General features: G+C 74.5%; 20 protein-coding genes, 1 tRNA gene and 1 pseudogene. 16 read left to right on the top strand and 6 right to left on the bottom strand.

Annotation, left to right across the window (positions count from 1 at the left end; translation table 11 throughout):
• The 5 genes and pseudogenes from ACFVU9_RS34420 to ACFVU9_RS34400 all read left to right on the top strand — a co-directional run.
• Positions 1-282 (top strand): annotated as a pseudogene (locus ACFVU9_RS34420) (hypothetical protein); the annotation flags it as partial.
• Positions 283-416: 134 nt separating this feature from the next.
• The gene (locus ACFVU9_RS34415; RefSeq protein WP_387600236.1) at positions 417-1,280 is read left to right on the top strand and encodes a segregation and condensation protein A; all 864 of its coding nucleotides are present in this window, start codon (positions 417-419) and stop codon (positions 1,278-1,280) included.
• 386 nt (positions 1,281-1,666) lie between these two features.
• Positions 1,667-2,323, top strand: coding sequence for an SMC-Scp complex subunit ScpB (locus ACFVU9_RS34410; RefSeq protein WP_380446365.1), 657 nt, complete (start codon positions 1,667-1,669; stop codon positions 2,321-2,323).
• Complete coding sequence (locus tag ACFVU9_RS34405) at positions 2,323-3,594, top strand: pseudouridine synthase (RefSeq protein ID WP_387600233.1); 1,272 nt, start codon at positions 2,323-2,325, stop codon at positions 3,592-3,594. The genes ACFVU9_RS34410 and ACFVU9_RS34405 overlap by 1 nt, the downstream gene beginning before the upstream one ends.
• A gap of 213 nt (positions 3,595-3,807) precedes the next feature.
• Positions 3,808-4,791 (top strand): helix-turn-helix domain-containing protein, encoded by a 984-nt coding sequence (locus ACFVU9_RS34400; RefSeq protein ID WP_380445377.1) that lies wholly within the window; start codon positions 3,808-3,810, stop codon positions 4,789-4,791.
• A gap of 51 nt (positions 4,792-4,842) precedes the next feature.
• On the opposite strand, the gene ACFVU9_RS34395 is transcribed toward ACFVU9_RS34400, so the two are convergent.
• From ACFVU9_RS34395 to ACFVU9_RS34385, 3 genes are all read right to left on the bottom strand, one after another.
• Positions 4,843-5,205: a DUF952 domain-containing protein gene (locus ACFVU9_RS34395; protein ID WP_380445376.1), complete on the bottom strand. Its 363-nt coding sequence runs from the start codon at positions 5,203-5,205 to the stop codon at positions 4,843-4,845.
• A gap of 76 nt (positions 5,206-5,281) precedes the next feature.
• Positions 5,282-6,826, bottom strand: a complete 1,545-nt coding sequence (locus tag ACFVU9_RS34390; RefSeq protein ID WP_387600230.1) for a mucoidy inhibitor MuiA family protein — start codon at positions 6,824-6,826, stop codon at positions 5,282-5,284.
• Between the two features lie 2 nt (positions 6,827-6,828).
• Entirely contained in the window at positions 6,829-9,213 is a 2,385-nt protein-coding gene (locus ACFVU9_RS34385) for a DUF4139 domain-containing protein (RefSeq protein ID WP_387600228.1), read from the bottom strand.
• A 331-nt stretch (positions 9,214-9,544) separates the two neighbouring features.
• Between ACFVU9_RS34385 and ACFVU9_RS34380 the strand changes: the two genes are divergently transcribed.
• From ACFVU9_RS34380 to der, 4 genes are all read left to right on the top strand, one after another.
• Positions 9,545-10,630: a prephenate dehydrogenase gene (locus ACFVU9_RS34380; RefSeq protein WP_387600225.1), complete on the top strand. Its 1,086-nt coding sequence runs from the start codon at positions 9,545-9,547 to the stop codon at positions 10,628-10,630.
• A gap of 55 nt (positions 10,631-10,685) precedes the next feature.
• Entirely contained in the window at positions 10,686-11,744 is a 1,059-nt protein-coding gene (locus tag ACFVU9_RS34375; RefSeq protein WP_387600222.1) for a DUF4419 domain-containing protein, read from the top strand.
• A gap of 125 nt (positions 11,745-11,869) precedes the next feature.
• Positions 11,870-12,607: a (d)CMP kinase gene (cmk, locus tag ACFVU9_RS34370; protein ID WP_359965486.1), complete on the top strand. Its 738-nt coding sequence runs from the start codon at positions 11,870-11,872 to the stop codon at positions 12,605-12,607.
• Between the two features lie 163 nt (positions 12,608-12,770).
• Entirely contained in the window at positions 12,771-14,225 is a 1,455-nt protein-coding gene (der, locus tag ACFVU9_RS34365; RefSeq protein ID WP_380497618.1) for a ribosome biogenesis GTPase Der, read from the top strand.
• Between the two features lie 216 nt (positions 14,226-14,441).
• Here the strand turns inward: der and ACFVU9_RS34360 are convergent, their stop codons facing one another.
• The gene (locus tag ACFVU9_RS34360) at positions 14,442-15,194 is read right to left on the bottom strand and encodes a hypothetical protein (RefSeq protein WP_387600218.1); all 753 of its coding nucleotides are present in this window, start codon (positions 15,192-15,194) and stop codon (positions 14,442-14,444) included.
• 236 nt (positions 15,195-15,430) lie between these two features.
• Positions 15,431-16,315 (bottom strand): hypothetical protein, encoded by an 885-nt coding sequence (locus ACFVU9_RS34355; RefSeq protein WP_380500399.1) that lies wholly within the window; start codon positions 16,313-16,315, stop codon positions 15,431-15,433.
• Between the two features lie 582 nt (positions 16,316-16,897).
• On the opposite strand from ACFVU9_RS34355, the gene ACFVU9_RS34350 reads away from it, so the two are divergent.
• The 7 genes from ACFVU9_RS34350 (at position 16,898) to ACFVU9_RS34320 (ending at position 23,008) form a co-directional block, all read left to right on the top strand.
• On the top strand, positions 16,898-17,671 hold the full coding sequence (locus ACFVU9_RS34350; protein WP_387600214.1) for a transglycosylase family protein: 774 nt from the start codon (positions 16,898-16,900) through the stop codon (positions 17,669-17,671).
• Positions 17,672-17,895: 224 nt separating this feature from the next.
• Positions 17,896-18,246 carry a transglycosylase family protein gene (locus tag ACFVU9_RS34345; RefSeq protein WP_387600211.1) on the top strand — a complete coding sequence of 117 codons (351 nt, stop codon included), beginning with the start codon at positions 17,896-17,898 and terminating at the stop codon, positions 18,244-18,246.
• 211 nt (positions 18,247-18,457) lie between these two features.
• Positions 18,458-19,144: an alpha-ketoglutarate-dependent dioxygenase AlkB family protein gene (locus ACFVU9_RS34340; RefSeq protein WP_387600248.1), complete on the top strand. Its 687-nt coding sequence runs from the start codon at positions 18,458-18,460 to the stop codon at positions 19,142-19,144.
• 247 nt (positions 19,145-19,391) lie between these two features.
• Positions 19,392-20,252 carry an acyl-CoA thioesterase gene (locus ACFVU9_RS34335; RefSeq protein ID WP_380445366.1) on the top strand — a complete coding sequence of 287 codons (861 nt, stop codon included), beginning with the start codon at positions 19,392-19,394 and terminating at the stop codon, positions 20,250-20,252.
• A 235-nt stretch (positions 20,253-20,487) separates the two neighbouring features.
• Positions 20,488-21,294 carry a DUF1684 domain-containing protein gene (locus tag ACFVU9_RS34330; protein ID WP_387600209.1) on the top strand — a complete coding sequence of 269 codons (807 nt, stop codon included), beginning with the start codon at positions 20,488-20,490 and terminating at the stop codon, positions 21,292-21,294.
• A gap of 170 nt (positions 21,295-21,464) precedes the next feature.
• Positions 21,465-22,784, top strand: coding sequence for an MFS transporter (locus tag ACFVU9_RS34325; protein WP_387600206.1), 1,320 nt, complete (start codon positions 21,465-21,467; stop codon positions 22,782-22,784).
• 150 nt (positions 22,785-22,934) lie between these two features.
• Positions 22,935-23,008, top strand: a tRNA-Pro gene (locus ACFVU9_RS34320).
• Between the two features lie 205 nt (positions 23,009-23,213).
• Here the strand turns inward: ACFVU9_RS34320 and ACFVU9_RS34315 are convergent.
• Entirely contained in the window at positions 23,214-23,408 is a 195-nt protein-coding gene (locus ACFVU9_RS34315) for a hypothetical protein (RefSeq protein WP_380500402.1), read from the bottom strand.
• Positions 23,409-23,558: the final 150 nt, after the last annotated feature.

Here is a 23,558-nt window from a genome sequence, read left to right as displayed (position 1 = left end):
GGCACCGCCGAGGAGCAGGCGGGCACCGCCGGACGGGCCCGCCCGCGCGGCCGCGCGCCGCGGCGGCCCAGCGGGCGCGAGCGGCACGACGAGAAGATCACCGTGTACGTGTCCGCCGAGGAGCTCATGGACCTGGAGCACACCCGGCTGGTGCTGCGCGGCGAGCACGGCCTGGCCGTGGACCGCGGGCGGATCGTCCGGGAGGCCATCGCGGTCGTCCTGGCGGACCTGGAGCAGCGCGGCGAGGCCTCCATCCTGGTGCGGCGCCTGCGCGGTCGCTGAGGGCCCCAGGGCCAGGGCCAAGGGCCCTCCGGGCCTCGGCGGGCGTCCCCGGGGCGCCCCGGGGATTCGGGCGCACGGCGTGTCGACGGCCCCGGGGCGGGGCGGGCGCCGGGGCCGGGTGAAGATGGAACGCCATGCCCAGCACCACCGAACCGCCTGCCACCACCGCGAGCCCCGGGACCGACGACGGGTCGCGGGGCGGGTTCCGGGTGCGGCTGGACAACTTCGAGGGCCCCTTCGACCTCCTGCTGGGCCTGATCGCCAAGCACCGGATGGACGTCACCGAAGTGGCGCTGGCCACCGTGACGGACGAGTTCCTCGCACACATCCGGGCCATGGGCCCGGACTGGGACCTCGACGCGGCGACCGAGTTCCTCGTCGTCGCCGCCACCCTGCTCGACCTCAAGGCCGCCCGGCTGCTGCCCGCCGCCGAGGTCGAGGACGAGGAGGACCTCGCCCTCCTGGAGGCGCGCGACATGCTGTTCGCGCGGCTGCTGCAGTACCGGGCGTACAAGCGGGCGGCCGAGGTGTTCGGGGAGCGATGGGCCGCCGAGCTGCGCCTGCGCCCGCGCACCGCCGGGCTGGAGCCGCACCACGCCGAGCTGCTGCCCGAGGTGGTGATCACCATCGGCGCGGAGCGGCTCGCGCAGCTCGCGGCGAAGGCGATGGAGCCCAAGCCGGCGCCCGTCGTGTACGTGGACCACATCCACACCCCGCCGGTCAGCGTGCGCGAGCAGGCCGGGCTGGTGGCGGCCCTGCTCACGGAGCTGGGCGAGGCGTCGTTCCGGCGGCTGGTCGCGGACGCGCCGGACACCCTGGTCGTGGTGGCCCGCTTCCTCGCGCTGCTGGAGCTCTACCGCGAGCAGGCGCTCGCCTTCGAGCAGCCGGAGGCGCTCGGGGAGCTGACCGTGCGGTGGGTGGCCGAGCCGGGACGCGGCGCGGTGGAGGTCACGGACGAGTTCGACCGGCCGGCGGGGGAGAAGGAGGAGGACGGGTGACGGAGACGTCTGCGGACGGCGGCGGGCGGCCGCAGCGCCGCCGGCTGGGGCTGCCCGGGCGGCCGCGGGCCGAGGAGTGGCTGGAGCCGGTCTTCGAGCTCGTGCCGGACGAGCCGGAGCGGGCGGCGGAGCCGGTGGCCGGGGCGCGCGTGGCTGAGGCGCCCATGGCGGAGCCGGTGGCTGAGGTGCGCGTGGCGGGGGCGCGTGTGGTGCACCAGAAGTCGGCTCCGCCGACTTCCGACGTGCCGGCGGTCCCGGCGGAGGCCGAGTACGCAGAGGAAGCCGGGGAGGTCGGGGCGCCCGGCGTCGGGGAGGCCGGGGCGCCCGGCGTCGGGGAGGCCGGGGCGCCCGGCGTCGGGCTGCGGGCCGAGCTGGAGGCGATCCTGATGATCGTCGAGGAACCGGTGACCGAGGACCGGCTGGCCGGCGTGCTGGAGCGGCCCCGGACCGAGATCGCCGACGCCCTGCGCGGGCTGTCCGCCGAGTACACCGCCCAGGGGCGCGGCTTCGACCTGCGGCACGTCGCCGGCGGCTGGCGCTTCTACAGCCGGGCCGCCTGCTCCCCGGCCGTCGACCGCTTCGTCCTGGACGGCCAGCAGGCCCGGCTCACCCAGGCCGCGCTGGAGACCCTGGCGGTCGTCGCCTACCGTCAGCCGGTGTCCAGATCGCGGGTCTCGGCCGTCCGTGGTGTGAACTGTGACGGCGTGATGCGTACCCTGGTACAGCGAGGACTGGTGGAAGAGGCCGGATCCGAGCCCGAAACAGGTGCGATCCTGTATCGGACGACGAACTACTTCCTGGAACGGATGGGGCTCCGCGGCCTGGACGAGCTGCCGGAGCTCGCTCCCTTCCTGCCCGAGGTCGACGACGTGGAAGCGGAGTCCCTGGAGGGCACGATGATCGCGGAGGCGGTCGCCGCCGCTGCCGCGCAGGCCGCGGACGGCAGTGGCGAGGCCGGTCGGGCTGAGCACGATCGGCAGGGGGCGGTGAGGTCGGCCGAAACGACCGCACATCCCAGACGGAACGACGTACGGACACTTTGATGCGTAGCAGTGGCAACGGCAGGAACAGCAGCGGCGGCGGAAGCGGTCGCGGCGGACAGGGCGGGGGCCGGGGCGGCGGCTCCTACGGGGGCGGCGGTGGCGGCCGCGGCGGCTCGGGCTCGCGGGGCGGTTCGTCCGGCGGCGGTTCGTACGGCGGCGGCTCGCGGGGCGGCTCCTACGGCGGCGGCGCGGGCTCGCGCGGCGGCTCCGGCTCGTCCGGGCGGGACCCCCGCCGCGACGACCGCAGGGACGACCGGCGCGACGACCGGCGCGACGACCGCCGCTTCCCGGACCGCCCGCTGCGGCCCGAGGAGCGGCGCTACGACCGCCCCGAGTTCGGCGGCGGCCCCAACGCCACCCCCGCCCGCGGCAGCTTCGCCGGCCGGCGCCCCGGCCCGGCGCCGCGCCCGCGCCGCGAGGGCCAGGGTGCCCCGGGCGACCCGCGCCGTCAGCCGCAGCGCTCGCGCGAGCTCCAGGCCAGGATCGAGGACGCCGTCCTCGCCCGGCACGACAAGCCCGCCGTCAAGCTGCCCAAGACCTTCGGCGAGCCCGAGGGCGAGCGCCTGCAGAAGGTCCTGGCCCGGGCCGGCATCGGCAGCCGCCGCGCCTGCGAGGAGCTGATCGAGCAGGGCCGCGTCGAGGTCAACGGCAGGACCGTGACCGAGCAGGGCAAGCGCGTCGACCCGCAGAAGGACGAGATCAAGGTCGACGGCCTGACCGTCGCCACCCAGTCCTACCTGTTCTTCGCGCTCAACAAGCCGGCCGGCGTCGTCTCCACCATGGAGGACCCGGAAGGCCGCCAGTGCCTCGGCGACTACGTGACCAACCGGGAGACCCGGCTGTTCCACGTCGGCCGCCTGGACACCGAGACCGAGGGCATCATCCTGCTCACCAACCACGGCGAGCTGGCCCACCGCCTCACCCACCCCAAGTACGGCGTGACCAAGACCTACCTGGCCGCCATCCAGGGCCCGATCCCGCGCGACCTGGGCAAGCAGCTCGCCCAGGGCGTCGAGCTGGAGGACGGCTACGCCCGCGCCGACAGCTTCAAGGTCATCTCGAACGTCGGCAAGAACTACCTGGTCGAGGTCACCCTGCACGAGGGCCGCAAGCACATCGTGCGCCGGATGCTGGCCGAGGTCGGCTTCCCGGTCGAGAAGCTCGTGCGCACCCACTTCGGCCCGATCGCGCTGGGCGACCAGAAGTCGGGCTGGCTGCGCCGCCTCACCAACCCCGAGGTCGGCCAGCTGATGCACGAGGTCGGCCTGTAGGGCCCCGGTTCACCGACAGTTCTCCGGAGGGTCTCCCGCCCGTGGTGGCGGGGGACCCTCCGGCGTGTGTGTGAGCCGGGACGCACCCGCTGGTCACGGCCTTGTCAGCGCCGTGATCCGTGGCAGAGGATGGCCATCTGACCACCGCCGCGCCACGTGGCGGGAGTGCGCCAGGGCGGGCGCCGGTGGGGGCGAACAGGGGGAGACCGCGTCGTGTCCGATGCACCACTCAGCGCACTGGGACTGGCCGAGCCGGACGGGCAGGTCTACGCCGCGCTGGTGGCCAACCCGCAGTCCACCGCGGAGGACCTGGCCGAGACCTGCGGGCTGACCCTCCAGCAGAGCGTGCGCGCGCTCGACCGGCTCGCCCAGCAGGGCATGGCCACCCGCGCGCCGGTGGACCGCCAGCGCTACCTGCCGGTCGCCCCCGACGTCGCGATCGGGACCCTGATAGGCCACCGCGAGTCCGAACTGCGCCACGCGCGCGCCGAGATGCACCGGCTGATGGACGCCTTCCGGGAGGCGTCGCGCTACACCGACCCGGCGCACTCGGTCGAGGTGCTCACCGGCGGCGAGGCGATCGCCCAGCGGCTGGAGCACATCACCGAGACCAGCCAGTACCAGGTGCGCGGCTTCGACTGCCCGCCGTACATCCAGGACCCGGTGGGGCTCATGCCGACGCAGCGCGACCGGCTGCGCGAGGGGCTGCGCTTCCGGACCATCTACGACCGGGAGGCGGTCGCCTGGCCGGGTCGGCTGGAGAAGAACATCCTGGTCGGCGTCGCGGACGGCGAGGAGGCGCGGGTCCGGCCCACGCTGCCGATGAAGATGATCATCTCGGACGACCGGATGGCGATCATCCCGATCAGCGTCGGCGACAGCGTCCTCGACGCCGCCTACGTCATCCACCCCTCGGCGCTGCTCCAGGCGCTGGACACCCTGTTCGAGGCCGAGTGGGAGCGGGCCGTCCAGCTCCAGGCCGCGATCGGGGCGACGGACACGGCGCTGGAGCCGGCGGCCGACCACCGCAAGCTGCTGGGCCTGCTGGCGGCCGGCCTGACCGACGAGTCGATCGCCCGCTCGCTCGGCTGGAGCGCCCGCACCACCCAGCGCCGGCTGCAGAGCCTGATGCGGGCGCTGGGCGCCACCACCCGCTTCCAGGCCGGCATGGCGGCGCGGGAGCGCGGGTGGCTGTGAGCCCGCGGCCTGGTTCCGGGGCCCGGCTTCGGGGGCCCGGCTCTTGCGGGCTCAGCTCCAGGGCGTGAGGGAGGCCCAGCGGCCGTCCGGGCCGCGCAGGACCTTCTCCAGGCCCACCACGGCGGACCGGTTCAGCCGGCCGTAGATGTGCGGGAACTGCACGCCGGGCGTGGCCCCGGGCGGCGGTGCGCCGTGCGGGGCCTCCCACTTGACCATCGGTTCCACCAGCGACTCCTCGATCAGCAGCACCATCAGCGGATCGGGGGCGTCGGCGAAGAAGTGGTTGGCCACCGCGAGCGCCGTCCGCTCGTCCGCCGAGCAGTGGATGAACCCGTCGGTGAGCAGCGAGGCGGCGGCGTACGGGCGGCCGGGGTCGGCCAGCCAGTCGTCCAGGGGTGCGAGGTGGAGGATCATGTTCCTTTTGTACCCGGTTCGGTCCCTCTGGTGCTGAGCGGGCTGGTGCTGATCCGGTGTCACTCCGGCGCGGGTGTCAGAGTCCGGCCACCTTCGAGGAGGCCGAGACCTCGTACACCAGCGTGACCGTCCGGCGGGCGCCCGGGCCGAGCGGCACGTCCCAGCGGACGATGCCCTCGGCGTCGAAGGCGTCCGGGGCCGGGGTGCACTCCTCCTTGCGCAGCCGCACCTCCACCGCCGACACCTCCGAGACCGGCACCCGCTCGCGGACCGTGACGACCTGCTCGTCCCGCTCCTCCGGGCCGGAGAACCGGGACAGGTGCAGCCGGACCTTCCGGGTGGTCGTCTGGCGGCCGGTGAGCCCGGCGGTGGCCTGCCGCTCCTCGGTCTCGCGGACCACCCGGTAGCCGTCCGAGCTGCCGAACGCCAGCTCGGCCTCGGCTCCGGCCGCGGTGAAGCGCAGTTCGCCCCGGCCGGTGAAGCCGCTGCCGCGGACCAGCTCGACCGGGCCGGCCAGCAGCGGGTGCCCGGCCGCGTTGCGGAACCGGACCACCTGGGTGACCAGCGGGGACAGCTCCGGCGCGCACGCGTACTCGCTGCTCGCCGGTGCGTCGAAGCCGCCCAGCGGCACCCGGTGCGCCCGGCCGTCCGACGGCACGGTGGCCGGGGCGGGCGCGGGCAGCACCCGGACCTCGCCGCCGTCGTCCACGCCCGGCACGGCGGCGTCCGGGGCGAGCGTGCCGACCGTCTCCTCGCGCAGCTCGACCTCGACCGTCCGGCGCTCCTCGGTGGTGCGCTCGCGCAGCATCAGGACGTCCTCGGTGATCGCGGGCGGGGCGGTCGCGAGGGCGGAGCGGGCGGTGGAGAAGGTGAGCCGCGCGCCGGTCCAGTCCTCGCCGGTGCGCTGCCAGACGACGGCCTCCGACTCCAGGCGCAGGCTCCCGCCGGCGAGGGTGGCGCGGTAGGACGGGCGCCAGAGCGCGCACGGCACCAGGTGGCTGACGGTCAGCGTGCCGGGGCCGGCCGAGGCGGCCTCGACGGTGAGGTCCAGGTGGGCGACCAGCTCGGCCGGCTCCTCCTCGGCCTCGTCGAGCGCGGTCAGCGCCTGCGAGCGCTCCTCCTCCAGGCGGCGCAGCCGGGAGCGGGTGGCGCGCAGTTCCTCGCCGTGGCGCTCGCGCTCGGCGTCCACCCGGTCCAGCTCGCGCGTCCAGCGGGCGCGTTCGACCTCGCCGACGCCGGCGCCCTCGCCGACCTCGCGCAGGAGGTCGGCGGAGAGCTGGGCGAGCAGCGCCAGCCGGGCCTCCAGGCGGGTGCGGGCCTGGTCGGTCAGCCGGGTCTCGGCGTCCAGTTCGTGCAGCCGGTGGCGCAGTTCGGAGTCCTCCGGGCCCGGCGGCTGCGGGGAGCGAGGGGTCCAGCTGCGCACCAGGCGGGCATCCAGGACGCGGCTGCCGGGCGTGCTGCTCTCGGCGCGCAGGGTGCGGTCCACGGCGAGCGCGGTGAGCGGGCCCAGGCGCAGGCGCTGGACGCCCGCGACGAGGTCGACCGTCGTCGTGCGCTCGACCTGGCTGCGGTCCTCCAGGCAGGTGACGGCGGTGACGGGGAGGGGGATGGTTCCGGTCATTCTCAGTTCCTCCGGTTTCCGCCGACGATGGCCTTTCCGGCCGGGATCTTGATCTGGTAGCCGCCGTCGAGCTCGGCGCGCCCGCCCGGGGGCAGTTCGACCCGCCAGAGCCGGCTGCTGGGCGGGCACTCCGGGGTCGGGACCGTCGGGGCGTGCCAGTCGGCGCGCTCCTCGATCCGGATCTCGGCGTCGGAGGAGACCGGCACGCGCTCGCGGACCTCGACGGTGACGGCCCGGCCGAGCCGGTTCGCCAGTTCGACGTGCACCCGGTGGTCGAGCACGGTGCTGTTGTTCAGCACGTTCAGCTTGCCCGCGGCGGCCTCGTGCAGCTCGGTGCGGCGCGCCACCTCGATGCTCTCGGTGACGCCGATGCCCACCCGCCGCACCCCGCCGGGGGCGAGCGTGGGCAGGGCGGCGGTGAGCAGGAACTCGTCGTCCACGGTGACCTCGACCGGGCCGGCCAGGACGGCGCGGTCGGTGCGGTTGGCGAGGACGAGCGTCGCGTACACCTTCTCCTCGACGGCCGGGACGGTGACGTACTCGGGGCGGACGGACAGCGGGATCTCGTCCACCGTGACGGTGTGCCAGGTGCCGTCCGACGGGATGTCGGCGGGGGCGGCGGCGTCGAAGCGGTGGTCGAAGGAGCCGGCCGAGACGCGCGGCGCCACGGCGTGCCGGGGCAGGCGCAGGCCGCGCACGCGGCCGAGGCCGCCGAGGGCGCCGGGGCTGCCGGGGCCCGTGTCCGGCGTGGCGGCGGGCGGGCGGAGGGTGCCGCGGCGGGCGGCGGGCTCGTCGGGGCCGGCCAGGACGAGCTCGGGGTAGTCGAGCAGGGCCGCGGCGGGGGTGAGGCCGCCGTGGGCCGTCGGCGGGCCGTCGTTCCAGACGTCGGCGGATTCGACGGCGCCGGCGCGCTTGCGGTGGGCCATGCGCTTCATGGCCTCGGGCGGTGCGGACCGGGCGGCCGGGGCGGCTCCGGGCACGGGCGCCGGGGCGCCGAAGGCGGCGGGGGCGGGGCCGCCGGGCGCGACCGGTGCCGGGGGCCCCGACTGGGGGACCGGAGCGCCGCCGTAGCCGGCGAAGCCGGGGCCGGGCGGGGGCGGCGATGCGGGCAGCGGGTAGTCGCCGTCGGCGGCGTCCAGGGTGCCGCCGCCGCGCCCGCTCACGCCGTACGGACTGCCGCCGGGGCGAGCGGCGCGTCCCGGGCGGCCGGGCGGCGCGGGCTGGGGCGCGGACGGGCGGGGCTGTTGCAGCCAGGCCGGGGGGCTGGGCGTCGGCGCCGAGACGGCGAGCGGGCCGCCGCCGCGGGGCCGGGGCCTGCCGGGCAGCTCGTCGGCCGCGTCGTAGCCGGAGAACAGGTCGGACAGACCGCTCGGGGGCTCGCGCCAGCCGGACGGCGGCGGCGCGGGCTGGCTGCGGCCGATCCGCAGCGAGCGCAGCCTGGGCAGGTCGGAGCGGCGGTCGAGGTCCGCGGTGGACAGCGCGAGGCGGACGCCCGTCCAGTCCTCGCCGGTCTGCTGAGCGACGGAGGCGCGCAGGACGAGGCGGCCGGTGTCGGCGCCGTGCCGGTAGGACAGCCGGTAGGCGGGGATCCAGCGGGCGGCGGCGACGCCGTACTCCAGCTCGATCTCCAGGTGGGCGGGGGTGGCGGGGGTGATGGGGGTGGGTGTGGCGGTGGCCGGTTCGTCGGCGGTGGGGGTGCCGGCGGGGGTGGGTGCGGCCGTGGACGGTTCGCCGGCGGTGGCCGGGGCGGTCGTCAGAGTGAGCAGGACGGTGGTGGCCGTCTCCACCGGGTGGGACGGTCCTGCGGTGGACGCGCGCTCCAGCCGGTCGTTGATCAACTCGCAGGCATGGTCAGCGAGTTCGATCTCCCGGGTGAGCTGCTCGGCGCGCGCCTGGAGCCCGGCCAGCCGCTCGTCGACGAACTCGGCCAGCTCCAGCCACGCGTCGGCGGGGGTGCGGCGCAGGACTTCGTCGGGCCGCCGCCGCTGCGGCGGCACCGCGCGCAGGTCGCTCGTCTCGGCGATCGACGCGAGGACCAGGCGGTGGCGTTCGACGAGGGCGCTCAGGTGCTCCCTGGCCTCGTCCAATTCCCGTCGGAGGGAGGGGAGTTCGGACTCGTCGCGGATCTCGGCGAGCTGCTCCACGCGCGCCTCGGTCACGGCCGTGCCGGCCGGGCCGGCGAGCACCCGGGCGCGCAGCGAGCGGCCGTCCAGCGTGCGGGGCAGGCCCGTCAGCCGCAGGCGGCCGTCGGCCGGGACGGGCACGGTGGCCCGGCGGCGGCAGACCGCGCCCTCGGCGTACACCACGACCGAGTCGAGGACCGACGGGTGCGCCGGTACGGCCGCCGGTTTCCGCCGCTGGACCTCGCCACTGTGCTGATCGTCCATGCGCAACCCCTTCGTTCGCGTCCTGCCGCCTGCGCCGACGGTCTCTGCTCGGGCGGCCAGTCTGCCCCGCTTCCGGGCGGGCGTCTCCGGAATTCGCCCGCGCGGTGGCGTGTGCACTCTGTGGGACGGGGGCCGGGTGTCGGCGGTTCTGTCCGGTGGTGGGGGTGGGCCTCTGTGGTGGCGGGGTGGTTCTCTCCGGTGGGGGCTGGCCTCTCTGGTGGTGGGGTGGGTGGTGGGCGCGAGGGCGGGGGCCATGCGAGAGGATGGGGCGAGCACACCCCGGCCCGCCGGCCAGGCCCGTGAACAGGCCCGTGAAGGAGAGCGACCCGCCATGCGCACTGCCGTCGTCGTCGGCACCGGACTCATCGGCACCTCCGCCGCCCTCGCCCTGACCGGCCGCGGGCTGACCGTCCACCTGGAGGACACCGACCCGGACGCCGCCCGCACGGCCGCCTCGCTCGGCGCGGGCACCACCGAACCCGCCGACGGCCCGGTCGACCTCGCGGTCATCGCCGTCCCGCCCGCGCTGGTCGGCAAGGTGCTCGCCGACTGCCAGCGCCGCAACCTGGCCCGCTGGTACACCGACGTTGCGAGCGTCAAGGAGGGCCCGCGGGCCGAGGTCGCCGCGCTCGGCTGCGACACCGTCCACTACATCGGCAGCCACCCGATGGCCGGCCGTGAGCGCTCCGGCCCGCTGGCCGCCCGCGCCGACCTCTTCGAGGGCCGGCCCTGGGTGCTCACCCCCACCGCCGACACCGACACCGAGACGCTCAACGCCGCCCTGGAGCTCGTCGCGCTGTGCGGCGCGATGCCGATCGTCATGGACGCCGCCGCGCACGACCGGGCGGTCGCACTCGTGTCGCACGCCCCGCAGCTGGTGTCCTCGCTGGTCGCCGCCCGGCTGGAGCACGCCGACGAGACGGCGATAAGGCTCTCCGGGCAGGGCGTCCGGGACGTCACCCGGATCGCCGCCTCCAACCCCGGCATGTGGGTCGACATCCTCTCCGCCAACGCGGGCGCCGTCGCCGACATCCTGGAGGAGGTCGCCGCGGACCTCGGCGAGACCGTCACCGCGCTGCGCGCCCTGGACGCCGCCGAGGAGGCCGAACGCCGCTCGGGCGCGGCCGGCATCGAGGCCGTCATGCGGCGCGGCAACACCGGGCAGGCCCGCATCCCGGGCAAGCACGGCGCGCCGCCCACCCGGTACGAGACCGTGTCGGTCGTCCTCGGCGACCAGCCCGGCGAGCTCGGCCGCCTCTTCGGCGAGGTCGGCGCGGCCGGGGTCAACATCGAGGACGTCGTCATCGAGCACTCCGACGGGCAGCAGGTCGGCTTCGTCCAGCTGTCCGTCGCCCCGGCGGCCGTGAAGCCGCTGACGGCGGCGCTGCGGGCGAGCGGGTGGAGCGTGCGGGACTGAAGGGCGCGGGGGAGCGGGCAGAGCGTGCGGGACCGAGGGGCGCGGGGGAGCTGTCGTGATCGTCGAGATACCACTCGGTGAAGGCCAGGAGCCGGGCGACGTGGGGGAGTTGGACGTCGTCGGGAACGACGCGTTCCTGGCGGCCGTGGTGGGTGGGGAGTTCCGCCTCCACCACCGCAGTGCGGTCTCGTTGCTGGCCGCCCCGGCGGAACGGCAGCGGCCGGCCGGGGACGAGCCGACGTGGAGCCTGCTGCTGCGGGCGGCGCACGTCGCGTTCTGCGGGCACCTGCCGCTGAGCCTGTCGCCGGACGTGCTCTGGTACGCGGTGGTGCACGAGGTGGCCGTCCACGTGCGCCTGAACGCGGACCTGTACGCGGGGGTGTTCGGCGCGGACCCGTCGGGGGAGAAGCGTCCGATCGTCGTCCGGGACAACTCCCTGCTGGGCCCGGAGCCGGACTGGGCCGCGTCGATCCGCCTGGTGCGCGAGCCGCTGGCGGAGGCGGTGGGGGCGGAACTCGTCGAGCTGTTCCGGCCGGACTTCTCGACGACCACGCCGGACGACGTCTCGTCCGTGCTGGTCGCGCTGATGGACGTCGTCAGCCCCTACTACGAGTTCCGGTGGGAGACGCTGTGCGGCATCCCCCGGGTCCGCCTGGAGGGGACCGCGAACGACTGGGCGCTGCTGGCGGAGCGGGTCGGCGAGCTGGCGCCGTGGTTCGAGCCGCTCGCGCCCTGGTTCGCGGAGCTGCGCCCGGTGCTGAGGGTCCTGGCGCGGACGGCGGCCGGCTGGCCGGTGGACCAGGAGTTCTGGCGCTCGCTGTACAAGTGGCGGTCGGACTCCGGCGGGGACTTCGTCTCCGGATGGATCACGGCCTTCTTCGCCCACACCCGGAGGCCCTCCGGGCCGGAGCCGCGGACGGTCTTCGGGTGGCGGGGGCTGTCCTTCGAGGAGAACGCCTTTCCGTCGCACGTCTCGACGGTGCCCTTCGCGTGGGGCAGGCCGGACGGGCAGCTCACGATGGCCTTCCTGGGCGGGGTGCTCGGCATCGAGCGGGACGGCGAGTACGTCCGGCCCCGGCTGGGGAACGCGGTCGTGGAGCTGCTGGGGCGGTAGGGCCGTCGGGGCGGTCGGGCCTGGCGGGGCGGGGGCCCGCGCCGGTCCATTAACCTTGAGGGAGACAATCCCCGGCCGCATGCCTGTTCAACGCCTGCCCACTGGCCGTCCAGGCGCCGGATCCCATGCTCAGAGAGAGGTTCGACCCCGTGGACACTGCCGACCGAGCGCACGCCCCGGTCGTCGTCGCCATCGACGGACCCTCCGGTTCGGGCAAGTCGACCGTCTCGCGCGCCGTGGCCGCCCGGCTGGGCCTGAGCTTCCTGGACACCGGTGCCATGTACCGGGCGATGACCTGGTGGATGCTGGCCAACGACGTCGACACGGACGACGCGGAGGCGGTGGCCGTCGCGTGCGGCAAGCCGGTGATCGTGTCGGGGACGGACGCCGACGGGCCCACCATCACCGTGGACGGGCAGGACGTGTCCGGCCCGATCCGCGGCCCCGAGGTGACGGCGCGGGTCAGCGCCGTGTCCGCGGTGCCGGCGGTGCGCACCCGGCTGGTCGAGCTGCAGCGCGGCTGCGCCGGGGTCGCCGAGCGCGGCATCGTCGCGGAGGGCCGGGACATGGGGACCGTGGTGTTCCCGGACGCCACCGTCAAGATCTTCCTGACCGCCTCCGAGACCGCCCGCGCCGAGCGCCGGGCGGCCGAGCTGCGCGCCAAGGGCGTCGACGAGGCGACCATCACCGCGATGGCCGCCGACCTCGCCCGCCGGGACGCCGCCGACTCCTCCCGGAAGACGGCCCCGCTGACCCAGGCCGCCGACGCGGTCCTGGTGGACACCAGCGACCTCACGCTGGAGCAGGTCATCGGGCGGATCGTCGCCCTGGTGGAGGAGCGGGCCGGCCTGTCGTCGGTGTGATCCTTCATGGGGGTGGCCCGCCGGGCTCCGGCCCCGGGTGATCCCGAACGAACTGCGGCACCGCCGAGGTGCCGCAGGAGAAGTACTCGCGCTGCCCCGAGCGGGGCAGGTACGCACGGCGCGCCCCTGGGAAGGGCCGGGCCGGGAAACGGAACAGACGAACATGACCGCAGAGCACGCCACCGGCCACGGTGAGCTGGACGACGCCGAGTACGCCGAGTTCATGGCCCTCGCCGCCGAAGAGGGCTTCGACCTCGACGACGTGTACGGCCTCGACGCCGCCGAGCACCTCCGGCTGCCGGTGCTGGCCATCGTCGGCCGCCCGAACGTCGGCAAGTCGACCCTCGTGAACCGCATCATCGGCCGCCGCGAGGCCGTCGTCGAGGACAAGCCGGGCGTCACCCGCGACCGGGTCAGCTACGAGGCCAGCTGGAACGGCCGCCGCTTCAAGGTCGTCGACACCGGCGGCTGGGAGATCGACGTCCTCGGCATCGACGCGATGGTGGCCGCCCAGGCCGAGCTCGGCATCGAGCAGGCCGACGCGGTGCTGTTCGTCGTCGACGCCACCGTCGGCGCCACCGACACCGACGAGGCCCTGATCAAGATCATCCGCCGGGCCGGCAAGCCGACCGTCCTGTGCGCCAACAAGGTCGACGGCCAGTCCACCGAGGCCGAGGCCGCCTACCTGTGGTCCCTCGGCCTGGGCGAGCCGTACCCCGTCTCGGCCCTCCACGGCCGCGGCTCCGGCGACCTGCTCGACGCCGTCATGGCCGCCCTGCCCGAGGCCCCGCCGCAGACCTTCGGCGGCGCCGCCCCCGGCGGCCCGCGCCGCGTCGCGCTGATCGGGCGCCCGAACGTCGGCAAGTCCAGCCTGCTCAACAAGGTCGCCGGCGAGGAGCGCGTCGTCGTCAACGAGCTGGCCGGCACCACCCGCGACCCGGTCGACGAGATGATCGAACTCGGCGGCAAGACCTGGAAGTTCGTCGACACGGCCGGCATCCGCCGCCGCGTCCACCTCACCGCCGGCGCCGACTTCTACGCCTCGCTGCGCACCGCCTCCGCGCTGGAGAAGGCCGAGGTCGCGGTCGTCCTGATCGACGCCAGCGAGACCCTGGCCGAGCAGGACACCCGCATCATCTCGATGGCCGTCGAGGCCGGGCGCGCCGTCGTCATCGCCTACAACAAGTGGGACCAGCTCGACGAGGAGCGCCGCTACTACCTGGAGCGCGAGATCGAGCGCGACCTCGTCCAGGTGCAGTGGGCCCCGCGCGTCAACGTCTCGGCCAAGACCGGCCGGCACATGGAGAGGCTCGTCCCGGCGATCGAGACCGCGCTGGACGGCTGGGAGACCCGCATCCCGACCGCCCGCCTGAACGCCTTCCTCGGCGAGCTCGTCGCCTCCCACCCGCACCCGATCCGCGGCGGCAAGCAGCCGCGCATCCTGTTCGGCACCCAGGCGGGCTCCCGTCCGCCGCGCTTCGTGCTGTTCGCCTCGGGCTTCCTGGAGGCGGGCTACCGCCGCTTCATCGAGCGCCGGCTGCGCGAGGAGTTCGGCTTCGTCGGGACGCCGATCTCGATCTCGGTGCGCGTGCGGGAGAAGCGCAACAAGAAGAAGTAGTAGTAGCACCGGCACCGCTTGGTGCGTGGGGCCGTAGGCGCCCGCGCACCTTCGCGAGTGAGGGCCTCGTCGCTTCGGCGGCGGGGCCCTCGGTCGTTCGGTGGTGCCTGGTTCGGGTGGCCTGGTGGTGCCTGGTCGGGTCGTTCGGTGGTGCCCGGTGGTGCCCGGTGGTGCCCGGTGGTGCCCGGTGGTGCCCGGCCCGGTTCGGGCGGCGGGTCAGTGGTGGTCGCCCATGCGGCCCGGCGGGAGGGACAGCATCTGCCGGTGCCGTCCGCCGGCGGCGGCGGACGGGGCCGTGCCCATCATCGGGGACGGGACCGGGGGCGGCGCGGGCATCGGGTGGGGCACCTGGCCCGGCGAGCCGAGGAAGCCGGCGGCCACCCATCCCTGGCCGTTGGTGAACTGCGGTGCGGGCTGGACCTGGTGGCCGTTCGGCTGGTGGTGCCCGCCGGGGTGGTGGTTCGTGATGTGGTGATGGCCGGTGGTGTGGGGGCCGGTGGTGTGGGGACCGGCCGGGTGGTTTCCGGTGGTCTGGTGCCCGGTGCTGTGGTGTCCGGTGGTGTGGTGCCCCGTCGGGTGGTGGCCGGTGGCGTGCTGCGTGGCCTGTCCGTAGCCGTCGCTCGTGGGGTTGGCGGGGTGCGGGTTCGCCTGCTGGGCGGGCATGAACTGCGGCAGGCCCGCCGCCTGGCCCCCGTAGGTCTGGAACGCCTGCTGCTGCGGGTACGACCGCGGGTCCACCGGTAGCGGGTACCCCTCCCGGATCGCGAAGCCGGTGAACTTCAGGTCCTCCTCGCCCGACCGGTCGCCCGGCAGCGCGCGGAACAGCCGCCGGTACTCGGAGTACAGCTCGTCGTAGATCGGCGTCGTCGAGTGGGGGTGCTCGGCGTCGTACGACGGGCGCATGCCCGGGATCGATCGGGGGACGGTGGCGGTCCTGCCGGGGGTCGCGGAGACGTCGTAGCTGTACACACAGGGGCCAACGAGCGAAGTCGTCCGGGGATGCGGGGTCGGGGGACCCGGCCGGAAGGTGGCCTATGCCGATCGGAGGGCCGCCTTCCGGCCGTGGGGGCGTCGGGCCGGGGTGGTACGGGGTCTTGCGGGGTGCTGCGGGGTGCTGCGGCGTGCTGCGGTGTGGGGTGGTCGATGCGCGGGGGCGCGGGCCGGGCGGCGCGGTGGGGTGGGGTGGCGTGGGGCGGGGGTACGGCTCAGGTGCCGGCGAGCGGGAGGGAGGCGGCGACGACCCGGCCCATCGACACCGCGCGCTCCAGCGCCTGGCGGAGCAGGTCCTCGCGCGGCTGTCGGCCGACCGTCCCGGCCGGTACGGCGTACATCGTCACCTCGGACAGCTGACTCGCGGCCAGCCGCCACGCGTCCGTCACCTGGAGCGGCTGGTGCGCCTGCCACCAGCCGGTGCTGCCGCCCGCCGCCGCGGGCTGCAGGATCGCGTGCAGCTTGCCCATGGCCACCAGGACCGACCAGCCCGGGAGTTGGTCGGGCGTCTCGTCGAGGTCGGCGACGGGCTGGAAGCCGGCGTCCTGGAGCAGGTCGAGGAACTCGTCCTCGCCGGTGGTGTTGCCCGGCCGGCCGACCGGCCCGGTCGGCTCGACCACGAGCGACGCGTGACCGACCTTGCCGTGCAGCACCAGGCCGCAGGTGATGCCGAGGATGGCGGCCTGGCCGGGGGCGCTGGGCCGGTCGTCGGCGACCGGTGCGCCGAGCGCCGGGGTGGTCGCCGCGGGGACCGGGGCGGTGGGCGTCACCACGGCGGACGGCGCGGGCGCGTTGACGGCGGGGAGGCCCGGCGTGTCGGTCTGGGCCTGGTTGATGCTGCGGACGGCTCCGGCCAGCTGCTCCTCCGCCACCGGCACCACCTGGGACGGGATGCAGCGGGCGTGGGCGAAGGCGAGCACGGCGGTCTCGTCTCCCACGAACAGCACCGTGCTGGTGGGGTCCGAGTAGGTGTCACCGGGAGTGCGGCAGGAGGTGCACTCGTAGCTGTCGGGTGCGCGGTCGCCGCCGAGGAGGCGGTCGGCCTCGTCGTCGCCGATCTCGGACCGGACCTCGTCGCTGACGTCGAGCATGCGCGGCACAGGGTCTCCTGGAGTGGGTCTTGATTGCGGTTACGGGGAGGTCGCCATAACCAACGGACCCCTGTGTCAGGCGTCACGGGTGGTCGTCGAGGCTGACGGGAATTGCCCCGGATCCGACCGCAGTGCGTGTTCCTGTGGTCGCAATGTGTCGATGTCGTGGGCGGGCCTGCCGGAATGAAACCGTGAGGTAGGTCACCCGGCCTGGATGTTTGATCTTGGAAGTAGTGGCCAAAACGGACAATTCGGGCATGATTGTGTTGTCGTTACCGCTGGTAACCCTTGCGTGAGCTGGGCAGACCGTTCGGGTTTTGGTTTCCCCGCCGACCGCCTCGTAGCTTCTTGGACGGCGCAACGAGCGCCACCCGGGTTCACCCCCGACGCACAGCCCGCCGGTCCCGCACCGGCAGCGGCACGTGCCCGCCGACGCGACCGCTCGAACAGGTCGTCGGCGAGCGGCTGGGTGGCCGGGGCGGCAGCGGCACGTCCGACACGTGCACGGCCGTCCGACGGACGCGGCAAGGAACGCGGCCCCTTCCAGGGCCTGGTTCCGCCTGCCCGCCCGGGGCTGTCGAGAGGAACCCCATGACCTTCCGTCACGAGACCGCCGCTGCCACCACCTCCACCGCCACCAAGCGCAACCGCGTGCGCATGGCGGTCGTCGCGGGCGCCGCCGTCGCGGCCCTGCCGGTGGCCGGCCTCGTCACGGCCACCTCGGCCTCCGCCGCCCCCGTCTCCACCTGGGACGCCGTCGCCCAGTGCGAGAGCGGCGGCAACTGGGCCATCAACACGGGCAACGGCTTCTACGGCGGCCTGCAGTTCACCTCCAGCACCTGGGCCGCCTTCGGCGGCACCGCCTACGCCTCGCAGGCCAACCAGGCCACCAAGGCGCAGCAGATCTCCGTCGCGGAGAAGGTCCTCGCCTCGCAGGGCCCGGGCGCCTGGCCCGTGTGCTCCGTCAAGGCCGGCCTGACCAAGGGCGGGGCCCCGGCCGCCGTCGACACCTCGGCCGGCGCGAACACCGCCAAGCCGACCGCTCCGGCTGCCAAGCCGGCTGCTCCGGCCGCTCCGGCCGCGAAGCCCACCCAGGCCCCGAAGGCCGACGCCGCCGTGAAGGCCGCGCCGAAGGCCGACAAGGGCGCGCAGTCCTGGAACCGCTCGAACGACGCCAAGCCCGTCGCTCCGGCTGCTCCGGCCGCTCCGGCCAAGGGTGGCAGCTACACCGTCAAGTCCGGTGACACGCTGAGCGCCATCGCCGCCGCGCAGGGCCTCGACTGGCACGACCTGTACAAGAACAACGACAAGGTCGTCGGCGGCAACCCGGACCTGATCTTCCCGGGCCAGGTCCTGAGCATCTGACGTAGATCGGTGTCACCCGCCGTCGATCGCCGTCGATCGACGGCGGGTGACACCAGGGGCCTTGAGGGCGCCCGTTGCTTCGTCCAGGTCATCGTCACGGCCGCTTCTCCGCTGCGCGGGGGAGCGGCCGTCGGCGTGTCCGGCGTGTCGGGGCGGGGGTCGCCGCGGCGCGCCTAGGGTCGGCTGCTGTGCCGCATTCGTGTGATGAGCGTTCCGGGTGGGGCGTGGCGGCGTTGCCGGTCGCCGTCCTGCTGGCCGTGACGGCGCTCTGCGCGGCGGCACTGGTGCCGGTCGGGGGACGGGCCTGGTCGGCCGTGCGGGTCGCGGACCTCATCTGGGACGAGCTCGCCGACTGCGAGAGCGGCGGCGACTGGCGGGCCGACACCGGCAACGGCTACTACGGCGGCCTGCAGATCTGGGCGCCCACCTGGACGGAGGCGGGCGGCCTCCGCTTCGCCGACCGGCCGGACCACGCGACCCGCCGCGAGCAGACCACCGTGGGGGAGGAGATCCTCCGGCGGCAGGGCTGGGAGGCGTGGCCGGACTGCGCGCGGGAACTGGGGCTGGTGGGGTGAGGGCGTCGGTCTCGGTCTCGGTCTCCGGTCTCCGGCGGGGCTTTGGTGGGTGAGGTTCTGGTGGGTGAGGTTTCTGCTGGGGTGGGGGCTTCCGGCCGGTGGTGCTTTCCGGTCGGGTGGGAGTTTCCGGTCAGGCAAGGGTTTCCGGTCGGGTGGGGGCTTTCGGCCGGGTGGGGGCTTCCGGTCGGTGGTGCGCGAGGATGGTGGCGTGATCCAGGGCGAGCTGTTCGGTGACCCTTCGGAGCCCTCCGCCCCGCGCGAGCGCTCCGAACCGGCGCCCGGCGCCGTCCTCCTCCCCGGCTGGCTGGACGCCGACGCCCAACTGCGCCTCGTCGCGGCCTGCCGGGAGTGGGCCCGCGGCCCGGCCGGCCTGCACGCCGTCCGGATGCCCACGGGCGGGCTGATGTCCGTCCGGATGGTGAGCCTCGGCTGGCACTGGTACCCCTACGGCTACCGGCGGACCGCCGACGACGGCGCGCCGGTCAAGCCGTTCCCGCCGCTCCTCTCGGACCTCGCCCGGCGCGCGGTGGCGGACGCGTACGGGGAGCGGGCCGCGCGGATCGCCGGCGCCGCGTCCTACGAGCCGGACACCGCGATCGTCAACCACTACGCGCACGGCGCCAGGATGGGCCTCCACCAGGACCGCGACGAGCGGACGGACGCCCCCGTCGTATCACTCTCGCTCGGCGACACCTGCGTCTTCCGGCTCGGGAACACCGAGACCCGGACCCGGCCCTGGACCGATCTGGAGCTGTACAGCGGCGACCTGCTCGTCTTCGGCGGGCCGGCCCGGTTCGCGTACCACGGGGTGGTGCGGACGCTCGCGGGGACGGCGGATCCGGCGCTGGGGCTGGTGGGGCGGCTCAACATCACCGTGCGGGAGTCGGGGCTGCTGTAGGGCCGATGCGGCGAGCGGGCAGTCGGCGAGCGGGTGGTCGGCAGGCCAGCGGGTTGGCGGGTCCGCAGGTCGGCGATCGGGCACTCGTTCGAGTGAATCGGGGGGCCGGGTCCGGGGAGCGGGAATTCCAGCGGTCGCCGGAGGATTCGAGTGAGCTGGAGAATTCGAGAGGAACGGGCTCCGGCAGGCGGGCGGAATACCTTCGTCCGGGCCGCGGTCCCGGAAAGCCCGGAGAGGAAGCGCAGCCATGGGTACCCCCGTCGACGACCTCGTCGATCTGCTCGACCTGGAGCAGATCGAGCTGAACATCTTCCGTGGTCGCAGTCCCGAGGAGGCGCTGCAGCGCACGTTCGGCGGCCAGGTTGCCGGACAGGCGCTGGTCGCGGCGGGGCGGACGGTCGACGACGACCGGCCGGTGCACTCGCTGCACGCCTACTTCCTGCGTCCTGGGGTCCCCGGCGTGCCGATCGTCTACCAGGTCGACCGGATCCGCGACGGCCGCTCCTTCACCACCCGGCGGGTGCTCGCCATCCAGGGCGGGCGCTCGATCTTCGCCCTCACGGCCGACTTCCACCACCCCGAGGAGGGCGGCATCGAGCACCAGGTCCCCATGCCGGGGGTCCCCGCTCCGGAGGAGCTGCCCAGCGCCCTGGAGGAGGTCGGCGCCCGGCTCGGCGAACTGCCCCCGTTCATCAGCCGCCGCCAGCCCTTCGACATCCGCTACGTCGACCGCCTGCGCTGGACGAAGGAGGAGCTGACGGACGTCGAGGCGCGCAGCGGCGTCTGGCTGCGGACGAACGGCGCCCTGCCCGACAACCCGCTGATACACGTCTGCGCCCTGACATACGCGAGCGACATGACGCTCCTCGACGCCGTGCGCGCCCCTGTCGAGCCGCTCTGGGGCACCAGACACTTCGACATGGCCTCGCTGGACCACGCGATGTGGTTCCACCGTCCGTTCCGCGCCGATGACTGGCTGCTCTACCAGCAGGAATCCCCGATCGCCCACGGCGCGCGCGGGCTCGCCCGCGGGGAGATCTTCGACCGGAACGGGCAACTGGTCGTTTCCGTGGTGCAGGAAGGCCTGTTCCGGCGGCTGAAGGGGTGACGGGCTGGAGGTGTGACGGGGCTGAAGCGGTGACGGGCTGAAGGGGCGCGGTCCGATTGCGTCCCGTTGCCGCCGTGTTTCCGTTTCCGGTCGGGCGGCGGTGACGGGAATGGACCGGCCGCGTGGCCGGTGTTGTGCTGGGTGATCGAGAAAGGGCGGCCCGCGGAACGGCTGGTCGCCGAGACGGGCGGTCCGCCGGGCGGCGGGCCGCGGACCGGATTGGGAGGGTCTGCCGATGACGGAGACGGCCGCGGAGGACTGGAAGCACTGGAGTGACCACCGGGCGGCGTCGGTGAGCGCGCCGCACGGGCAGCTCGCACTCACGGGCACGCACTGGCTGGAGCCCGAGCCCGGCGTGCTCCCCGGCCTGCCCGGGCTCTGGTGGGCCGACGCGGAGGGCGTCCGACTGCGTGCGGTGGCGGCCGACGGCATCACGGTCGGCGGCGCCACGGTCGGCGGCGACGCCTCGCCCGTCGACGGCGAGGTCCTGCTCCGCCCCGACACCGATCCGGCCGCCGACATCGCCACCCTCGGCGACGTCCTGCTCGTCCCGATCGAGCGCGAGGGCGAGTTGGCCCTGCGGGTCTTCGACCCCGCCGCGCCCCGCCGGGCGTCCTTCGCCGGCATCTCCGCCTACCCCTACTCGCCGGAGTGGGCCGTCCCCGCCGTCTTCACCCCGTTCGACGCCGCCGACGCGCAGTCGGTCGTGGTCCCGAACGCGGACGGCAAGGAGCGCCCGCTGGCCGTCACCGGGCAGATCGCGTTCACGGTCGCCGGCGAGCACCGCACCCTGACCGTCAGCAGCGCGGGCGACCGCCTCAGCGGCGTCATCGCCGACGCGACGAGCGGCATCGACACCTACCGCTTCCGCTTCATCACCCTCCCGGCACCGGACGCCGACGGCCGTACCGTGCTCGACCTCAACCGGGCCTACCTGCCGCCGTGCGCCTTCGCGGACCACTTCATCTGCCCGTTCCCGCCGCCGGGCAACCGGCTGGACTTCGCGGTGGAGGCGGGGGAGAAGCAGGTCCTGACCCGGTAGCCGCGGGCCGACCGGGGCCTGGCGGCTTTCTCCCGGGGCGTCGGCACTTTCTCCCGGGCGTCGGTGGCTGCTCTCCCGGGGGCCAGGTGGCCGCTCGTCCGGCCCCCGGTGGCTGTTCCTCCGGGCCCCGGTGGGGAGCATGCGGACGGCGGGGCGGAACATGGACGGTTGTGCCGAACGACCATCATTCATCAACGCGTCCTTCAGAGGCCTCGCCGCCCGCCGACCCCGTCCCGTCGCCCCCGGAGGCCGCCGCCCCCTGGTACCGGCGGGCGTTCGCCGACCTCAGCCCGCTGCGCGACCACGCCGACTACCGGCGGGTCTGGGTGGGCCAGGCCGTTTCCTCCATAGGCCAGCAGATGACGGCCGTCGCCGTCTCCGTCCAGGTCTACGACCTGACCCACTCCGCCTTCGCCACCGGCGTGGTCGGCCTCTTCTCGTTCGTCCCGCTCATCGCATTCGGCCTCTACGGCGGCGTGATCGCCGACCGCGTGGACCGGCGCAAGCTCGGCCTCATCGGCGCCGCGGGCCTGGCCCTCGTCTCCGCCGTCCTCGCCGTCCAGGCCATCGCCGGCCTCGGCCAGGTCGCCGTCCTCTACGCCGCCGTCGCCGCCCAGGCCTGCTTCTTCGCCCTCAGCTCGCCCGCACGCTCCGCGATGATCCCGCGCCTCGTCCCGTCCCACCAGCTCCCCGCGGCCAACGCCCTGAACACCGTCAGCATGAACCTCGGCATGACCGTGGGCCCCATGCTCGGCGGACTCCTCATCGGCGCCTACGGAGTCCAGTCGGCCTTCCTCGTCGACACCGTCGCCTTCACCGGCACCCTCTACGCGATGTGGCGCCTGCCCACCATGCGGCCACTCGGCGAGGGCAAGGCCCGCGCCTCCGTCCTCGACGGCCTCCGCTTCCTGCGCGAGCAGCCCAACCTGCGCACCAGTTTCCTCGCCGACCTCGCCGCGATGATCTTCGGCCTGCCGCGCTCCCTCTTCCCCGCCATCGCCGTCACCTTCTACGGCGGCGACGCCCGCACCGTCGGCCTCCTCGTCTCCGCCCCCGCCGTCGGCGCCCTGATCGGCGCCCTCTTCTCCGGCTGGGTCGCCCGCATCCACCGCCAGGGCGTCGCCGTCCTCGCCGCCGTCGCCGCGTGGGGCCTCGCCATCGCCACCTTCGGCCTGCTCCACAATCTCTGGCTCGGCCTCCTCCTGCTCGCCCTCGCCGGCTGCGCCGACACCGTCAGCATGATCTTCCGCAGCACGATGATGCAGGTCGCGGCCCCGGACGAGATGCGCGGACGCCTCCAGGGCATCTTCATGGTCGTCGTCGTGGGCGGCCCCCGCCTCGGCGACTTCGAGTCCGGCGCCGTCGCCGCCCTCACCAGCCCCGCGACCTCCGTGATCACCGGCGGCCTCGCCTGCGTCGCCGCCGTCCTCCTCCTCGCCGCCCGCCGCCCCGCCTTCCTCACCTACGACGCCCGCCACCCGACGCCCTGATCAACCCCCTGACCCGCCCCACCTCGAAACCCGGCAGCGAGCACCCCTCCACGTGCTGTATTGTTTTCCACGTCGCCGGGACAACCGGAGACAAGGTCGAGAAGCCGACCGGCAGAGCCCCCCAGGCCCCGCCGCCCGGCACCGAGACCACGGGACGTGGCGCAGCTTGGTAGCGCACTTGACTGGGGGTCAAGGGGTCGCAGGTTCAAATCCTGTCGTCCCGACATTGTGTCGGAAGGCCGTTGGCCGGGAGAAATCCCAGGTCAGCGGCCTTTTTGTTGATGGTCCGACAGGTGAATGGCGGCTGCGGCGCTGCCCTTTTGCGATCTTGCCAGGGACCAGTCGGGGACCAGAGAGCTGGCGAGCCTGCCGCGGCCTACCGCAGCCCTGGGATCGCGTGGGCACAAGGGCCTCTCGGACTTTGCCGAATCAGCACGCGTCGTTGGGCGCCCGACGTGCGCGCCGCCGGCGCACGCCCCAGGTCGCCAGCGCGGTGACCAGCGCCACCGCGAGTCCGCCGAGGAACTCCGGCACCGCAGCCGCCAACAGCTCCGGAACGCCGCCCAGATGGTCGGCGCATCCCTCGCCGATCGCCTCGGCTGCCTCGTTGATCTCTGTCGTCATCGCAGTACGCCTCCACCGCTCGGAACATCTCACGGTCGCCGTCGACCGCGCAGCCAGCGTGCTCGGCGTGGGCGCTGTCCCCAACCTGCGCTGGGGCAGCCCGGGGCAATCGCCCGCTGGCCGAGGGCCCGACCTGAGAGGATCGCGGGT

The sequence above is a fragment of the Kitasatospora sp. NPDC057936 genome, from assembly GCF_042887525.1.
In the GTDB taxonomy this organism is placed as follows: domain Bacteria; phylum Actinomycetota; class Actinomycetes; order Streptomycetales; family Streptomycetaceae; genus Kitasatospora.
The sequence above is the reverse complement of the archived record's forward strand: the minus strand, read 5'-3'. Positions and strand labels throughout refer to the sequence as shown.

What these genes read in the sequence shown, in the direction of transcription:
- ACFVU9_RS34350 (WP_387600214.1), top strand. Translation starts at nt 16,898, where the DNA reads ATGACCTTCCGTCACGAGACCGCCGCTGCCACCACCTCCACCGCCACC.
- ACFVU9_RS34335 (WP_380445366.1), top strand. Translation starts at nt 19,392, where the DNA reads ATGGGTACCCCCGTCGACGACCTCGTCGATCTGCTCGACCTGGAGCAG.
- ACFVU9_RS34385 (WP_387600228.1), bottom strand. Translation starts at nt 9,213, where the DNA reads ATGGACGATCAGCACAGTGGCGAGGTCCAGCGGCGGAAACCGGCGGCC.
- ACFVU9_RS34405 (WP_387600233.1), top strand. Translation starts at nt 2,323, where the DNA reads ATGCGTAGCAGTGGCAACGGCAGGAACAGCAGCGGCGGCGGAAGCGGT.
- ACFVU9_RS34330 (WP_387600209.1), top strand. Translation starts at nt 20,488, where the DNA reads ATGACGGAGACGGCCGCGGAGGACTGGAAGCACTGGAGTGACCACCGG.
- ACFVU9_RS34380 (WP_387600225.1), top strand. Translation starts at nt 9,545, where the DNA reads ATGCGCACTGCCGTCGTCGTCGGCACCGGACTCATCGGCACCTCCGCC.
- der (WP_380497618.1), top strand. Translation starts at nt 12,771, where the DNA reads ATGACCGCAGAGCACGCCACCGGCCACGGTGAGCTGGACGACGCCGAG.
- ACFVU9_RS34410 (WP_380446365.1), top strand. Translation starts at nt 1,667, where the DNA reads ATGATCGTCGAGGAACCGGTGACCGAGGACCGGCTGGCCGGCGTGCTG.
- ACFVU9_RS34315 (WP_380500402.1), bottom strand. Translation starts at nt 23,408, where the DNA reads ATGACGACAGAGATCAACGAGGCAGCCGAGGCGATCGGCGAGGGATGC.
- cmk (WP_359965486.1), top strand. Translation starts at nt 11,870, where the DNA reads ATGCTCAGAGAGAGGTTCGACCCCGTGGACACTGCCGACCGAGCGCAC.
- ACFVU9_RS34415 (WP_387600236.1), top strand. Translation starts at nt 417, where the DNA reads ATGCCCAGCACCACCGAACCGCCTGCCACCACCGCGAGCCCCGGGACC.
- ACFVU9_RS34395 (WP_380445376.1), bottom strand. Translation starts at nt 5,205, where the DNA reads ATGATCCTCCACCTCGCACCCCTGGACGACTGGCTGGCCGACCCCGGC.
- ACFVU9_RS34390 (WP_387600230.1), bottom strand. Translation starts at nt 6,826, where the DNA reads ATGACCGGAACCATCCCCCTCCCCGTCACCGCCGTCACCTGCCTGGAG.